Source organism: Hymenobacter aranciens (genome assembly GCF_030580865.1).
Lineage (GTDB): Bacteria > Bacteroidota > Bacteroidia > Cytophagales > Hymenobacteraceae > Hymenobacter > Hymenobacter aranciens.
In genome coordinates this window covers 428,466-443,591 of sequence record NZ_JAUQSY010000004.1, presented here as the reverse complement: position 1 = coordinate 443,591, position 15,126 = coordinate 428,466, and the positions used below count along the sequence as shown (strand labels likewise).

The 15,126-nt window shown below is 64.3% G+C and carries 9 protein-coding genes; 1 reads left to right on the top strand and 8 read right to left on the bottom strand.

The window, feature by feature from the left end; genetic code table 11:
- Positions 1-14 precede the first annotated feature (14 nt).
- From Q5H93_RS08175 to Q5H93_RS08160, 4 genes are all read right to left on the bottom strand, one after another.
- The gene (locus Q5H93_RS08175) at positions 15-5,531 is read right to left on the bottom strand and encodes a reprolysin-like metallopeptidase (RefSeq protein WP_305006021.1); all 5,517 of its coding nucleotides are present in this window, start codon (positions 5,529-5,531) and stop codon (positions 15-17) included.
- A 66-nt stretch (positions 5,532-5,597) separates the two neighbouring features.
- Entirely contained in the window at positions 5,598-6,902 is a 1,305-nt protein-coding gene (locus Q5H93_RS08170) for a sensor histidine kinase (protein WP_305006020.1), read from the bottom strand.
- Between the two features lie 129 nt (positions 6,903-7,031).
- Positions 7,032-8,420 (bottom strand): sigma-54-dependent transcriptional regulator, encoded by a 1,389-nt coding sequence (locus Q5H93_RS08165; protein WP_305006019.1) that lies wholly within the window; start codon positions 8,418-8,420, stop codon positions 7,032-7,034.
- Positions 8,421-8,900: 480 nt separating this feature from the next.
- Positions 8,901-10,106: an ABC transporter permease gene (locus tag Q5H93_RS08160; protein ID WP_305006018.1), complete on the bottom strand. Its 1,206-nt coding sequence runs from the start codon at positions 10,104-10,106 to the stop codon at positions 8,901-8,903.
- A gap of 43 nt (positions 10,107-10,149) precedes the next feature.
- Here Q5H93_RS08160 and Q5H93_RS08155 point away from each other — a divergent pair, with 43 nt between their 5' ends.
- On the top strand, positions 10,150-10,557 hold the full coding sequence (locus Q5H93_RS08155; protein WP_305006017.1) for a four helix bundle protein: 408 nt from the start codon (positions 10,150-10,152) through the stop codon (positions 10,555-10,557).
- A gap of 27 nt (positions 10,558-10,584) precedes the next feature.
- Here the strand turns inward: Q5H93_RS08155 and Q5H93_RS08150 are convergent, their stop codons facing one another.
- The 4 genes from Q5H93_RS08150 to Q5H93_RS08135 form a co-directional block, all read right to left on the bottom strand.
- Positions 10,585-11,850, bottom strand: coding sequence for an ABC transporter permease (locus tag Q5H93_RS08150; protein ID WP_305006016.1), 1,266 nt, complete (start codon positions 11,848-11,850; stop codon positions 10,585-10,587).
- The gene (locus tag Q5H93_RS08145) at positions 11,840-12,427 is read right to left on the bottom strand and encodes an RNA polymerase sigma factor (RefSeq protein ID WP_305006015.1); all 588 of its coding nucleotides are present in this window, start codon (positions 12,425-12,427) and stop codon (positions 11,840-11,842) included. The genes Q5H93_RS08150 and Q5H93_RS08145 overlap by 11 nt, the downstream gene beginning before the upstream one ends.
- A 145-nt stretch (positions 12,428-12,572) precedes the next feature.
- Entirely contained in the window at positions 12,573-13,241 is a 669-nt protein-coding gene (locus tag Q5H93_RS08140) for an ABC transporter ATP-binding protein (RefSeq protein ID WP_305006034.1), read from the bottom strand.
- Between the two features lie 297 nt (positions 13,242-13,538).
- Positions 13,539-15,008, bottom strand: a complete 1,470-nt coding sequence (locus tag Q5H93_RS08135) for a TolC family protein (RefSeq protein WP_305006014.1) — start codon at positions 15,006-15,008, stop codon at positions 13,539-13,541.
- Positions 15,009-15,126 lie beyond the last annotated feature (118 nt).

Sequence of the window (15,126 nt, the reverse complement as noted above, 5' to 3'; positions counted from 1 at the left end):
GCTCAACACATCTGCTATTCCAGCACCACGCGCCGGGTGCTGGCTGGCTGTCCGGCTGCCTTCACCACCAGCAGGTAGGTGCCTGCCGCCAGCCCGGCCGTGGCCAGCTCGGCGGTGCTCCCGCCGAAGCTCATCCGCGCCACTGGCTGCCCCAGCAGCGTGGTGAGCGTGGCCGTAGCGGCCGGGGCGGGGGCGTCCAGCGCCAGCTGCAGGCTCCGCCCCACTGCTGCCGGGTTGGGCCACACGCTGAACGCATTGGCCGCGGCACTGGTCGTTGCCAGCGCCGTACTGCTGCGGCCCAGCAGCAGCTCGAAGCGGCCATCGAGCGCGCCCGCCTGGGAGGCGGTGAAGTTGTAACCAAGCTGCTGGCGCAAATTGACGCGGGTGCCGCGGGCGTGGTCGAGCAGCCACACCGGCACGCTGGGGTCGAAGTTGCTGAGCTCGGTCACGCGCAGCTGATAGGGGCCGGCAGCGGGCAGGCGCAGGGTCAGGGGCACGCGGATGTCGGCGCGGGCAGTGAGGTCGGGCAGGCCGTTGATGGCCAGCGGCTCGTTGCCCGCGCCGGGCATGTGCGTGGCCAGCTGCGGGGCCGCGCCGGGGTTTGTGAGCTTGGCGGCGTCGTAGCGGGCGTCGGTGCCGCTGGCGGTGGCGCCGCTTTCGAGATACACCACGGTGTGGTCCGCGCCTTGGGCAGCAGTGCCGGCCAGCGTGAGGCGCAGCAGGGGACGTGGGGCGCGGAGGCTGCCCGAAACCGGGCGATGGAAGCCTGCCGAGTCGGGATTGGTGCCCCGCAGGTAGTGGCGGAAGGTGTAGCCGCCGGGTAGGTCCTGGGTCACGCGCATAAAAAAGCCCTGCATCACCGATAGGGTCAGGTAGGGCTGCCCATCCGTGCCGACACCATTGACGTAAGAGCGGTAGAAGCCGCCGTAATGGCTGTCAGGCTCAAAAACATATACGGCCCGCGCCAGCCCGGCCGGCAGGCTGTCATTGAAATACTCTGCCAGAAAAAGGGGGGCCGGGAAGGGGTTGCCCAGCAGGTGCCAACCTGCGTTGGGGCCGCTACCGCGGCTGAGCGGACCGGTGTTCACCTCATCGCAGGTGAGTTCGCCGGTGAGCGCGACCCTGGCACTGGGCGGGATATTGACCGTATAGCCCTGCGCGGGCACCAGCCGGTCGTTCAGGCTGGCCGGGCTTTCCCAGCCCGCCTCAAAATCGGAGAAGGCGGGCGTGAGGCGGCTTTCGCGGTAGCGGAATACGGTAGGAAACTGGTTGGCAGGCAACGCCGGGGCAGGCAGCGGGTTGTAAGCGGCATTCACGACGGGGGCAAACTGCCCCGGCACGGCCAATTGGGCCACCGAGGCGGCCCGTAGCGGCGAGCTGTAGTGCCGGTAGCCGGGGCCGCGGTAGGTGGTGCTGGGGTGGATGTAGCGCTGCACGGTGGCCCGGCCGCTCCCGTCATTCACCACCCGCACGCCTGGCTCATTATACAGCGAGGCCGTGCCGTGAATGTCGGAAAGCAGCGTCAGATTGGAGTTGCCCAGGTACAGGCTGGCACTCGTGAGCTGCACATAGCGCCGCACCACCAGGGTGTTACTAAGGTTGAAGTGCTGCGCCCGGTCGCCCCCCACCAGGAGCGTGTTAATGGTGTCGGGCAACCCCGAGCCGGTGATGGCCGGCGCAGCGCCCCAGGTGGTGTACTCATAATTGCCGTTTCGGCCAAACGACCGGGTGCCCGTCACTTGTACCGTACCGGTGGCGCCACTCAGGCTAATGCCTTGCGTACCACAGATATTCATCGTAGCTCCGGGTTCCAGCACAAAGTTGCCGGGGCCGGTAATCAGCCGGCAGTTGTCGTCGAGGTAGCCGCCGCGTTCTATCCGGAACGTGCCGACGACGACCACGTTGCGCCCGGCCGGCGTGTTGCCGCCAAGCTGGCCGTAGCCGGTGCCCGTTATCGTCACGTTGCGGTAAGTGCGCGCAGTAATGTCACTGAAGCTGCCATCGATTACCAGGTCGGGGTAGTCGGTGGTGAACGTGGCCAGCACGGGGGCCGAAGCGGTGGTGTCGGGGCAGGCGCTGGCCACGCTGACTACGTAGGCGGTAGCGTCGCGCAGGTTGCTGAGCATGACGGGGCCGGCGCTGACCGTTTGGGTGGTGGAGGGCGGGCTGGTGGTCACGACGTACTGGTTGCCGGGCCCCGACGAGCTGAAGCCCACGCTGGCCGAGTTGGCCGTCACGTTGCTGACCACTAGGTTGGCAGGAGCCGGGCAGGTGGCCGAAACCGGGGCCGGCGTCGTGACGCAGGCCGAGAAGAAGGAAAGACCAAAGTCTTTATGATAGTACCGCACCCAGTACCTCGTGCCCGGCGTCAGCGTAGTCAGTGTCAGGCTCTCGCCGCCGGTAGCAACGGCATCTGCGCATTGCAGGCTGGTAAGGCTGCCGCAGGGGCCGGCAAATACCTCCAGCACCCCATCGCCCGAGCTGTTGGCGACGATGGTATGCACCGGCCCGGCGGCGTCGAAGCGAAACCACACGTCGCGGGCCGTGGTGGCCAGCGAGCCGCTGCACTCGGCCGGGGGGCGCGACTGCGTAGCTGTGCCCAGCGAGCTACCCGTAGGAATACAGCTTTCGCCCGGGGCACCGGGCACCAGCGGCGTGGCGCCCGCGCACTCATTGTTGGAGCCCGCCGCGGGCGTGGCAAAGCGGCGCGTAAGCGTTGGCGAAGACTGGCTGTAGCCGCATTGACTGCGCAGGGTGAAGGTGTAAATGGTGTTAGGTATCAAGTTATTATATGTAAAGCTTGTCGTCGTCCAGAGCGTGTCGATACGATTGCCGGGGGAGAGCGTGGCGAGGTAAAAACGCGGGGCCGAGGGATTCGCCGCAAACACCAGCCGGGCCGTGGTGGCTGTGATAATACTGAAACTGACCGAGCTGGGCAGCATACAGGGCCGCTCCGTGATGGTGAACGGTTGCGGACTGGTAGCCCGCCCGCCCGGGGTGAGTACCGTCACGAAGCCAGATGTGGCGCCGCTCGGCACGGTGACGGTGATGGCGGTGCCCGCCGCATTCACCGTGCTATTATTGACCACCAAGCCATTAAATCGTACTTCCGTCGCGCCCAGCAAGCCACTGCCCGTGATGACGACCGTGGTGCCAATCTGCACGGAGTTCGCCGTTACGCCCGTAGTAGGAGACAGGCTGCTGATAACCGGAGTGATGCTGAACGGCAAGACATTGCTGCTGCCGGCGCTGCTGGTTGCTGCCACGGCAGCCGGGCCGGCGATGCTGTCGGGCACTTGGAGGCTGAGACTGGAGGCCGAAACGATGGTGAAAGGCACGCGTACGCTGCCCACCGTCACGGCCGTTACGCCGGCCAGATTGCTGCCCTGCAGCGTGAAGCGGGTGCCCACCGGGCCGCTGGCAGGGCTGAGGCTGCCGAGGCTGGGTAGCACGACTGCGGGGGTAATGGTGAAGTCGTAGTCGGAGAGGTCGAAGAAATAGTTGTCGGCGGCCTCCACCATCAGGCGCGCGGTAGTGGTAAGCACATTGGGCACCGTAACGGCTTGGCTGCCATCATTGGGGGTGCCCGCCAGCAGCAGGATGGGGTACGTGAGGCCGCCGTCGGTGCTCAGGCGGATGTTCACCGTGGCACAGTCCACGCCGTTGGCAGTGGTGCCGGCCACGTTCCAGCTCACGGTTTGGGTCGAGCCGGCGGTCCAGCTGATGGGGCTGTTGGGGGCCGTCACCACGAATGGGCCCGCCGCGCTGCTCACGTTCAGGCGCACCGATTCGCTGTTGGCGCTGCCGCCCACTACGCCCTGCGGCCCGGCGTGCAGGTCGCGCACCAGGCACCGGAACACCAGCGTGCGGTCGACGGTGGGCAAACGCTCGGCCAGGTTAGTGCCATTGGCCAACAGGGTGCTCAGGCGGGGAAAGTAGCGCGTGGGGCTGCTGCTGGGCGCCCACGACCGAAACAGGGGCACCAGCTCGTCCGCCACCTGCGGGGCGGTGAGCCCGGCGGCCGGGCCCAGGTCGAGCTGGTCCCAGCAGTAGGTCAGGGCGTCACCATTGGCATCGGTGGCCGCCGCCGTTAGCTTGAAAGGAGTGCCGATGGGTAGCGTTTTGTCGCTGGCGGGCACGCTTACGGTGGGCACTGTATTGCCGGTCGGCAGGCCGTTGGTGCCAATGGTGGCGAAATCTATTTCCTGCCTTATTTGCTCGTAGCTTACGTTGTGGAAGTACGCATCGCGCCCCCCCTGCAGGTTATCGTTGCCGCACAGGCCGGGGTAAGCCATCAGGGTCGAGCCGGAGCCGGGCTCGCAGGCGGCATTGTAGTCCCAGTTGGTAGCCGAGCAGCTGCCACTGCCGGTCGAGTTGAAGGAATGGTACGCCCCCAGCTGGTGGCCCAGTTCGTGGGCCACCAGTTGAATGTCAAAGGCATCGCCCACCGGGTCGCTGAGTCCCGTCTGGGCATAGGCCTTGTAGCTGGCGTAGTTGTTGAGAATACCAATGAGAGCATAACCGCCGCCGTAGGTACCAAACAGGTGCCCGATGTCATAATTAGCCGAGCCAATGACGGCGTTGAGGTGCGTCGCATTTTCGGATAGAGCAGTGCCAGCGTCGTTGTTGTTCGAGTAGGGGTCAGGGCGGGTGCTGGAATTGGCAGCCACAATCAACTCATTATTGTTTACCAACTGAAGCCGTACGCTCAGCTCCCGCTCATACAGGCCGTTGATACGGTTGACGGTAGTGACCACCGCCGCCAGGGCACTGGCGCGGGTGCCACCCCGGGCCGCGGTGTACTCATCAGTAGTGGCTACGGCTAGCTTAAATACCCGCAGGGCTGCGCCCGCGCTCCGGCCTGCCGTGGCAAGGGCACTGCCCGATGCCGGCCGCCGCGCGGGCAAAGCGGCCGGAAGAGTGCTGGCCGGCGCGGCACAGCCCGGCAGCGGTCCGGGGGGTAGCCGCGCACTCACTTCGTAGCTGAGGTAATGAGCGTTATCGGTCAGGCTCACCGGGTCGAGGTACACCGGCCCCGCCGTGGCCGATAGCACCTGCGCATGCAGCCCGCCCGGCTCGAGGCTGAGGCGCAGGCTGGCGGTGGCATCGTCGAGCCCCGCGCCGGAATAAGTGCGGATAGCAGGGTAGCGGGCGGCCAAGGCCGGGGCCATCACGGCGGTTTGGCGCAGGGCGAAGCGGGCGGTGCGGCCATCGGGCAGGGGCAGGGCCAGCACCACGGGCGTGCCGTCGGCCGTACCCTCCCGCGGCGCGGCGGCCAGCGCGGCCAGCACGACGTCGGGGTCGAGCGAGAAGGGCCGCGCCTGCCGCACCAGGGCGGCCAGCGGCGAGGTTTGGGCGGCGGCGCGGGCCGCCGCATCGTCCTGGAACAAGACCGGCGCCGCCCGCTGCTGGGCTACGGCCGGGCTGCCCAATGCCAGCAACGCGGCAGCCAGCGGGTAATAGAAACTGCGCGGCGCAGCCGCCAAAAAGGACCGCCGACGGACGGCCAGACTGGTAAACGAGCGTATCATAGCAGGAAACAGGTGAGCGTCTGCCAAATGTAGGCAAGGCTTCCTGTACTTCCTAGTGCTCAGGCTCTACCCTGCCATTTCCACGGTGAATACCGCGCCCGCCGTGGCCCCCGGCTCCAGCCGGAAGCCGAAGCCGTGGGCCAGCAGAATATCCCGCACCAGCGTCAGGCCGATGCCCTGGCCATCGCGCTTGGTGCTGAAGAAGGGTGTGAACAGCCGCTGGCTGACCTCGGGTGCCAGGCGCGGGCCGTCGTTTTCGATGGTCACCGTGAGCGGGTGGGTGGTGGTGCGCACCCACACGTTGCCGTCTGCGTGAATGGCCTCCAGCGCGTTCTTGGCAATGTTCAGAAAGGCCTGCTCCAGCTGCTGCTGGTCGAGGCTGACAACCAGCGGCTCTGGCCCAAACTCGAGGTGCCACCGGATACGACGCTGCTCGCTCTGGGGCTGCAGCAGCCGGCCGATGCCGCGCAGCAGGGCGTGCAAATCGGTGGGCGCGGGCGCGGGCGGCGGCAGCCGCACGAGGTGGGCAAAGTTGCCGATGAAATTGGCCAACTGGGTGTTGCGGGCCACGCTCACGTCGAGGGCCTGGGTGAAGTCGGGCTGGTCGTCGGCGTCGAGCTGCGGGGCGTAGTGCCGGAAGCTGCCCAGGATGGAGTTGATGGCGCCGATGGAGTTGTTGATTTCGTGCGACATCATCCGAATGAGCTTCTCGTAGGCCGCCTTTTCCTGCTGCATCAGCTCCTGCGTCAGCTCTTCTATGATAAGAAAGCGGCGGGTGAAGCCCCGGTCCAGAAAGTGAGAGGCCTGCACGCGGTAGGTAGGCAGGCCGGCCGGGCGCAGGGTGCGGCTGTGGCCCTCGGGCAAGTCGGCCAGGGTGGTGCCCCAGTCGCCGGGCAGGGCGGCGGGCCACTGCTTGGTGAGCGCGGCCTCGGGCAAACCCAGGAAGCGGGCGGCGGCCGCGTTAGCGCTGTCGATGCGGCCCTCGAAGTCGAGAATGAGAATGCCGGCGGGCGAGGCCTCGATGAGCCGCTCCAAGAGGAAGCTCTTCTCGTGCTGGCTCACGCGCTCCTGGCGCAGCTCGTCAATCATGAGGTTATACACGCTGATGAGCTCGTCCATGTCGGGCTGGCCCACGGGCACGAACTTCATGCTAAAGTCCTTGCTGCGAATGGCCGCCGTGCCCGCCGCAATGAGGTGAAACGGCTTCACAAAGCCCGTGTACAGCCGCACCGACAGCACGGTGCTGACGGCCAGAAACGCCTCCGCGCCGACGAACAGCGGCACGTTGATGCTGCGCAGCTGCCAGGCCAGCGCGATGAGCACGCCGTGCAACAGTACGAAGGTGAGGATGAAATGGAGGCGGAGGGACATCAACTAAGCCGCATGCTGGTGGCGGTAACAAAAAGGTGTCGGGTATTTGGTTTTAGGTATTGGGTTTTAGGGGCTGGCTAGCACAATGCCAAATACCCAACACCCAAAACCGAACACCCAATACCAAACCTACTCATCAAACGGAATGGCATACTTCTCCAGCCGCCGATACAACGCCCCCCGACTCAGCCCCAAGGCCTTGGCCACCCTACTGATATTCCCGTCGTAGTGCGCCAAACTCTGCCGAATCATCTGGGCCTCCAGCTCGTCGAGCGTCATGGTGCCGGGGGCGGGCAGCTCGCCGGCGGCGGCCGTCACCACCGGTCCGCGCTGGTGCTGCGCCTGGAAGTCTTCGGGCCCCAGCTCTTCCTTGCCGCTTACCAGCACGGCGCGCTCCACCAGGTTTTTGAGCTCGCGGATGTTGCCGGGCAAAACCTGCTCGCGCAGCCAGTGCAGGGCGCGGGTGCTGAGCTTGAGGGCCGGGCGGTGGTAGGTGGCGCGCAGGCCATCCACGAAGTGCTGGGCCAGCAGAGGAATGTCCTGCGCCCGCTCGCGCAGGGCGGGCAGGCGCACGCTGATGAGGTTGATGCGGTAAAACAAATCCTCGCGGAAGCGGCCCTGGCTGACCATTTCAGCCAGGTTGCGGTTGGTGGCGGCGATGACGCGAATGTCGAGGCGGCGCGGCTTCGAGTCGCCCAGCACCTCGTAGGTGCGGTCTTGCAGCACGCGCAGCAGCTTCACCTGGCTGGCCATTTCCAGCTCCCCTATTTCGTCCAGAAAGATGGTGCCGCCGTTGGCCATCTCGAAGCGGCCGAGGCGGTCGGTCTTGGCATCGGTGAAGGCCCCGCGCCGGTGCCCAAACATCTCACTCTCGAACAAGCTGCTCGAAATGCCGCCCAGGTTTACCTTCACGAACGGCTGCCCCCGGCGGTGGCTGTTGTGGTGAATAGCCTCGGCAATCAGCTCTTTGCCCGTACCGCTCTCGCCCTCGATGAGCACCGAGGCATCGGTGGCGGCCACCTGTCCTATCTGCCGCAGCACGTGCAGCAGCTGCGCATCCTGCCCCACAATGCTGCTGAACTTAAACTGCTTATCGAGCTGGCGGCGACTTAGGGCGGCCCCGTCAGCGGGGGCGCTGTCGGCCGGGGCCTCGGCCAGGCTCAGCACCGTGCCAATGGTTTGCAGCAGGGCCTCGTTGTTCCAGGGCTTGGTCACGAACTCGGCGGCGCCGGCTTTCATGCCCTCCACGGCCAGCGTGATGCTGCCCCAGCCGGTGATGAGGATAACCGGCAGCGCCGGCCGCAGCTGTTTTACTTGGCGCAGCAGCGTCAGGCCGTCGTGCCCGCTGGTGTCGAGCGAGTAGTTCATGTCCATGAGCACCAGGCGGGGCGTAGCCTCGGCCAGGGCGGCCAGGGCCTCGGTGGGCGATGCCACGGCCTGCGTGGCGTAACCCGCCTGCTTCAGCAGCAGCTTCAGCGAGGTGCGCACGGCCAGGTCGTCGTCAATAATGAGTATCATAGCGGGAAGGCGAAGGTAAGTAGTAAGCGTGCTTGTGAGCGGAAAAGCAATGCCGGACTGATAGGCTGGTTGAAGTAATGAAGAAGTACTAGTCCCACCTGCCAGCTACGGTTGCACGGTTGTCGAATCTGGCAACACGCTTATTTTGGTCCACAACACCTCTATTGTAAGCCACCGTACTCGTATTGCGAGCTGCAACGCTCGTATTACAAGCTGCAACACTCGTATTACAAGCTGCGAGAGGAGTATTACAAGCTGCGAGAGGGATATTACAAGCTGCGAGAGAAGTATTACAAGCCGCGAGAGGAGTGCTACAAGCCGCGAGAGGAGTGCTACAAGCCGCGAGAGGAGTGCTACAAGCCGCGAGAGAGGTGCTGCAAAGTTCTTCCAGGGTATGACAGAAACTGGCAGTGCTACTGTGGTGCTTCCCATGTATATGTCTGGAAAACCAAAGCGGATGCGACGAAATATCCTTAGCTCTTATTCTTCGCGCAGCGCCACTGCCGGCTGAATGCTCGCCGCCAGGCGGCTCGGCTGCCAGGCGCACACCGCCGTGAGTACATAAATGGCCGCCACCGCCACCCCAATGCCCATGAGGTAAAACTGCGGCGCCAGCTCAAAGGCATCGAGCAGCGGGAACTGCACCGCCAGCAGCACGCCCAGCGCAATGCCCAGGGTAGTTATCACCAGCATCTCGCCCAAAAACTGCCGACTGATGGCCGGGCCCGTGGCCCCCATGGCCCGGCGCAGCCCAATTTCGGCCCGGCGCTGGTTGATGTTGTACCACAGCACGCCAAAGAGGCCCAACGCCACGTTCACAATCAGAAACACGCTCACAATGACCAGCCCCAGCATCGGCACCAGGGTGTAGCGCCGCTTGTGCAGGCGGTCCTGGTCCATCACACGCACCATAGTGGTCCACTGGCGCGTCACGCCGGCCACGGTGCGGGCTATTTTTTCCTGCAGCGCACCGCCCTGGCCCGGGGTCACGCGCACCACCACGTTGGCCGTCTCCCAGTGCGTCGTGTCAAAGGGAATGAGGCGCTTCCACATCGAGGGGGTGGCTTCGCCGAAGTCGTTACCCATACGCACGTCGTCGGCCACGCCGGTTACCAGAAACTTGTCCTGCCAGGCCACGGCCTCGCCCTTCTTATCCCAGTCGAAGGAAAAGATTTTGCCCAGTGCCGGGCCTTTGCCAAACAACGCCTCGCGCAGGTTCTGACTGATGACCACCGGGCGGTAGTGGCTGCCGTCGTCGCCCTTGGCAAACCAGCGGCCCTCGCGCAGGTGCAACTGCATCACCTGGGCGTAGTGGTCGTCGGCGTCGTAGGTGTCGGTCAGGCCCGACTTCCGACCCTGGTATTTAAAAAAGGAGTTGTTATTGTTGAACGTAAAGGGCAGATTGCCGCTCGTCAGGGCCACCTGCTCGATGCCCGGCAGCGCCTGCACCCGGCGCAGCACCTCGTCGAGCTCGGCGCGGGGCATCTTCTCGCCCTGCCCGGCCTTAATCTCGAGCCGCCACACCTGCCGGTAGTTGAAGCCGTGCGGCTCGAGGTAGTGCGTGGCGTAGGTGATAAGCACCGTGCCCACCAGAAACAGCACCACGAAAGAGAAGAATATTTCGGACAGCAGCAGGCTGTTGTGCCGCTTGCGGTTCCAGATGAGCTTGAAGATGTGGCGGAACACGGCTTATTGAGTTTTGAGTTATGAATTTTGAGTTATTTGCAGGATGAAGGAGAGTACCATCCGGCGTAAATCATTTGACTTCGCTTCCCGCATTGTGAAAGCCTATAAATTTTTGGTCAGTGAGCACCGGGAATATGTTCTTTCTAAGCAGCTACTGCGTAGTGGAACTTCTATCGGAGCTAATGTGGAGGAAGCCGTAGCGGCCAGCTCTTCCGCCGATTTTATTCATCGGCTCAGCATCGCCGTTCGTGAAGCCCGTGAAACCTCTTACTGGCTGCGCCTGCTGTATGACAATGACTTCCTGTCCGAAGCCAGCTTCGCCTCCATTCACGGTCACAACCAAGAGCTCATCAAGATTTTGACGAGCATCATCCTGACCACGAAACACAACCAACAAGACAAGCAGAAGCAGCAAGAGAAGCAGGACAAGCAGAACGAAAAAAACTCATAACTCAAAATTCATAACTTATAATTCCTGTCATTTTTGCTCGCCCGAGCCCCGCAGCGCCGCCACCGGGTTCAGGCGCGACATCTTCCAGGCCGGGTACACGCCACTCATCAGCCCAAAGAGCAGCGTGAGCAGCAGCCCCCAGCCAAACACCCGCCAGCTTAGGCTGAAGTGGGCGTGGGCCAGCACTTCCGACTCGTTGAGCAGGGCCAGCGCCCCGGCGGCCAGGGCCAGGCCCAGCAGCCCGCCCACCAGCACCAGCACCACGTTCTCAACCAGGAACTGGCTCACCAGGTTACTACCCGTGGCCCCGAAGGCCTTGCGTACGCCAATCTCGCCCGAGCGCTCCAGGATGCGCGTCACGTTTAGGTTTACCAGGTTCAGGGCCGGCAGCAGCATAAAGAGCAGGCCCAATGTGATGACCACCGCGTAGAACGTGCCGAGGTTGTCGTCTTCGAGGCGGGTGGCGTTCACGTCGAAGTGAATGGCGCGCGTCAGGCTGATGAGCGGCGTATCGGCGAAGGCGTAGATGGCCTTCACGTCCTTAGGCTTCGGAATCGGGATGCGGCGCACCAATTGGTCGAACTCGCGGCGCACGGCGGGCACCGCCGCCGCCGAGGGGGCCAGAATGATGGTAAGGTAAGGGCCTTCGAGGCGGCTGTCGCGCAGCAGGCCCGGGTCGAGGGTATAGGGCAGCCACACGTCGGAATAGGTCATGATGCGGGCGGCCGACACGTTGCGCACCACGCCCGCCACGCGGTAGCGGTGCAGGTCGAGCTCCAGGGTCTGGCCCACCACGTCGAGGCGGCCGAAGTACTGGCGGGCCGTAGCCTCATTTATCACGCACAGCGGCTGGCTCTGCTTCACCTCGGCCGGCGTGAAGGCCCGTCCGCTCAGAAACTCGAAATCCATCATCTGCCAAAACTCGCCGTCGGCGTAGCGCACATCCAGCGCCAGCAGGCCTTTATTGGTAAAAGCCGTGGCGTTATTGATATTCGAAATCATCCCCACCTGCTCCGGCGTTTTCAACGTGCGCACAAAGTGGTTCACGAAGTGCGGGCTGGCGGGCATGTTCATCCAGCCCAGGCCGTCCTGCATCTGCTGCCGGATGGTTTGCACGTACAGCAGCCGGTCGGTGCGGCGCTCGGGGTTGTTGGGCCCCAGCGCGTGGTCGAACAGGGCCATCACCACCAGCAGAATCATCAGCGTAAAGCTGATTCCGAACAGGTTGATGGCCGTGAAGAACTTGCGGCGCATGAGCACCTTCCAGGCAATCTTGATGTAGCTAAGCAGCATGGGCCAATAGGGTATGAGGGTAGGAGGGGGCGAGGGTAGGAGGGGTTAGCTGGCGTTGCAGCATTGCGCGCGCCTTGCTGAGCTGGCTCTTGCTGGTGCCCTCCGAAATGCCCAGCCGCTCGGCAATCTCGGGGTGCGAGTAGCCCTCGATGGCAAATAGATTAAAAACAGTGCGGTAGCCGGTGGGCAGGCCCTGCACCAGGCGCAGCAGGTCGGCGGCGGCCAGCGAGGTTTCGGCCTGGGCGGCCACCGGGGCCAGCTCGCGGTGGCAGTTGTCGATTTCCAGCAGGCGGGGCGGCTGGCGGCGCAGGCTGGCCAGGGCCGTATTCACCATGATGCGGCGCACCCAGCCGGCCAGCGGCCCTTCGTGCCGGTACTGCGGCAGCGAGCGAAACACCTTGCCGAAGCCTTTCAGCAAGGCTTCCTCGGCATCGGCCCGCTGGGGCAGGTAGCGCAGGCACAGGGCCAGCATGCGCGGGGCCAGCTGGTCGTAGAGCTGGCGCTGGGCGCGCGGGTTGCCGAGGCAGCAGGCAGCGACGAGGGCGGTTTCGGTGGGAAATTGGGTGGATGTTTTCATAGCGTGTTGCAGAAAAGATAGTTAAGTGCCAGCGCGGCGAATGATGGGCGGCAAGTGTGAGCAATTCTGAGCGGCATTGTTTCCCACCATTCACTTTGCCCCTGGCCAGCCCTCCCACCATTCTAATGCTCTGCGTTGGTTAAAATCAGCTTACCTGACTGCCGTCGAAGAAGCGCACCAGCCGCTCGGTCTTCAGCGCCTGTTGCTCGTCGTGGGTTACCATCACAATGGTCACGCCATCACGGCGGTTGAGTTCCAGCAGCAGGTCCATTATTTCCTCGCCCATCACCGAGTCGAGGTTGCCGGTGGGCTCGTCGGCCAGTATCAGCTCGGGCTGGCCCACCAGGGCCCGCGCAATAGCCACCCGCTGCCGCTGCCCGCCCGACAATTGACCCGGGAAGTGGGCCGTGCGAGCGCTCAGGCCCACTTTGTCGAGAGCATCCAGCGCCCGCTGGCGCCGCTCCTTGCCGCTCACGCCGGGCCGGTACAGCAAGGGCAGCTCCACGTTGTCGAGCACCGACAGGTCGTTGATAAGGTGGTAGCTCTGAAACACGAAGCCAATCTTGGAATTGCGCAGCGCCGCCACTTCCTTGTCCGAGTACGAGCGCACGGCCCGGCCATTGAGCTCGATGGTGCCGCTGGTCGGCTCGTCGAGCAGCCCGATGAGGCTGAGCAAGGTCGACTTGCCGCAGCCGCTGGGCCCCATGATGGACACAAACTCGCCCTTGCCGATGGTCAGGTTCACCCGGTTCAGGGCCACCGTCTCGATGGTCTTGGTCTGGTATACTTTCTCGATATCAATGAGCCGCAGCATCGGCTGCAGGGTGCGGGCCGGGGCCGTAGCGGGGGCGGGAGCAGGGGCGAGGGTATCCATGAGTCGGCGAGGTGAGCAAAAGTGAGCGGAAATGTCCGGTTGTGAACGGTAGCAGAAGCAGATGCCATTCGGTAAGCCAAGAGGCGTGCCAATTAAGCAGCGTATTTGCTTTCAGGTAGTTGAGGTGTATTGGCGGATGGCCGGCTCGGGGAAATATGTTCATTAGCGGACAGTTGACCATTCCCGAACGGCGCGGGCGTTGCGGCCCGGAGCCCCGCGGATAGCCGGCCTGCGTCATCACGGCACCGCCGTAATCAACTGCCCCCGCTCAAAGTCGTACAGCGTCAGGGCCCGCAGGCGGTAGTGTGCCACCCAGCAGGCCCGCAGCGCCGCGATGTAGCCGCGCCGCGCCAAATCCTTGCCCGACTGCGCAATAGTGAGGTCGGTGAGGCTCAGGCGGCCCGCCCGGTACACCGCCTCAGCGATGACGTAGCGCTGCCGGGCCAGCGAGTCGGCGCGGCTGGCCAGCTGCAGCTGTTCGGCCAGCGCCGCCAGCTGGGCCGCCTGCGTCAGCACGGTTTGCTCGAAGCTGCGCTCTTCTTGGGTTACGTTGTGCTGCTCTTGGTCGCGGGCCAGCTGGGCGGTTTTCACGATGGATTTGCGCCGGCCCCAGTCCACCAGCGGCACCGAAAAGCCCAGCGCCACCTGCTGCTGGTTCTGGAGGTTGAGGTAGGTAGCGCCCAGGTTGGGGGCCTGGTTCACGTAGCCCGTGTTGGCCGTAAGGGTGGCCAGGAAGCCGGTGCTGCCCCGGGCCAGGGCCACGTCGCGCTCGGCCTCCAGCAGGCGGCGGCGGAAGGTGAGCGTGGTGCTGCGGTTCTGGCGGGCCTGCTCCAGGGCCACGGCGGGCAGCACGGCCGGGCGGGGCGCATCGTCGGGCACGTCCAGCGTGGGCTTGCCGTTTTCAAACAAGCCGGTGTAGGCCTGCAGGTTCACAGTAGCATTCTCGGCGTCGAGCCGGGCTTGGGTCTGCGCCTGTTGGGCATTGAGTACGTTCAGCTCCAGCAGCAGCAAATCGGCCTGCGACAGCCGGCCCAGCGCAAACCGCTCGCGGCCCACCCGCAGCAGCTCGCTGGTGGCCGTCACGTTCTGGCCGGCCACCTCGGCGCTCACCTGCTGCAGCAGCACGTCGAAGTACAATTCCGTGACGCGCTGGGCAATGGTTTCCCGCTGCTCCACGTACAGCCGCTGGCTTTCCTGGTAGCGCAGCGGCTCGATGCGCCGGTTCCAGCGCAGGGTATTGAAGCGCCCGATGGGCTGCACCAACCCCAGGGTAAACGGCTGGTTATTATAGCGCTTGGTGTTGCCGTTGAAGTCGTCAAACCGCTGCACTTCCGAGCCCACGATAATCTGCCCGCCCGTCGGCCCGATGTTCTGGCTCAGGGTCAGCCCCAGCACTGAGTTGTTAATCCGCACGGCCCGGAAATCAGTCGTGCCATCGGGCTGCACCACCGGCGTAATCACCCGGCTGAAGTTGGGAATAGTGCCGCTCAGGCCCAGCTGCGGGCGGTAGTTGGCCTGGTAGCCCCGCCAGCTCCAGTAGCTGATGTCGCGGTCGGTGGCGGCCTGCTGGCCGATGGCCGAGTGCTCCAGCGCCTGGCTGATGGCGGCGGGCAGGGTGAGCTGGGCGAGGCTTAGTAAGGGAAGAAGCAGGAAGGCTAATGCGAGTCGTCCTCCCCGGCGGACCTCACCCCCCGGCCCCCTCTCCAAAAGAGAGGGGGAGCCTGACGGTTTTGTGGTGAAGCCTACTACCTTTTTACAGAAATCAGATAAAGAAAACATTGCTTGCTAATCACTAAAAATTGTAGGTAATCGTCAGGCTCCCCCT

Bases quoted from the DNA above. Each gene is read 5' to 3' on its own strand.
- Q5H93_RS08155 (WP_305006017.1), top strand. From the start codon at position 10,150: ATGAAGGAGAGTACCATCCGGCGTAAATCATTTGACTTCGCTTCCCGC.
- Q5H93_RS08145 (WP_305006015.1), bottom strand. From the start codon at position 12,427: ATGAAAACATCCACCCAATTTCCCACCGAAACCGCCCTCGTCGCTGCC.
- Q5H93_RS08165 (WP_305006019.1), bottom strand. From the start codon at position 8,420: ATGATACTCATTATTGACGACGACCTGGCCGTGCGCACCTCGCTGAAG.
- Q5H93_RS08150 (WP_305006016.1), bottom strand. From the start codon at position 11,850: ATGCTGCTTAGCTACATCAAGATTGCCTGGAAGGTGCTCATGCGCCGC.
- Q5H93_RS08175 (WP_305006021.1), bottom strand. From the start codon at position 5,531: ATGATACGCTCGTTTACCAGTCTGGCCGTCCGTCGGCGGTCCTTTTTG.
- Q5H93_RS08170 (WP_305006020.1), bottom strand. From the start codon at position 6,902: ATGTCCCTCCGCCTCCATTTCATCCTCACCTTCGTACTGTTGCACGGC.
- Q5H93_RS08140 (WP_305006034.1), bottom strand. From the start codon at position 13,241: ATGCTGCGGCTCATTGATATCGAGAAAGTATACCAGACCAAGACCATC.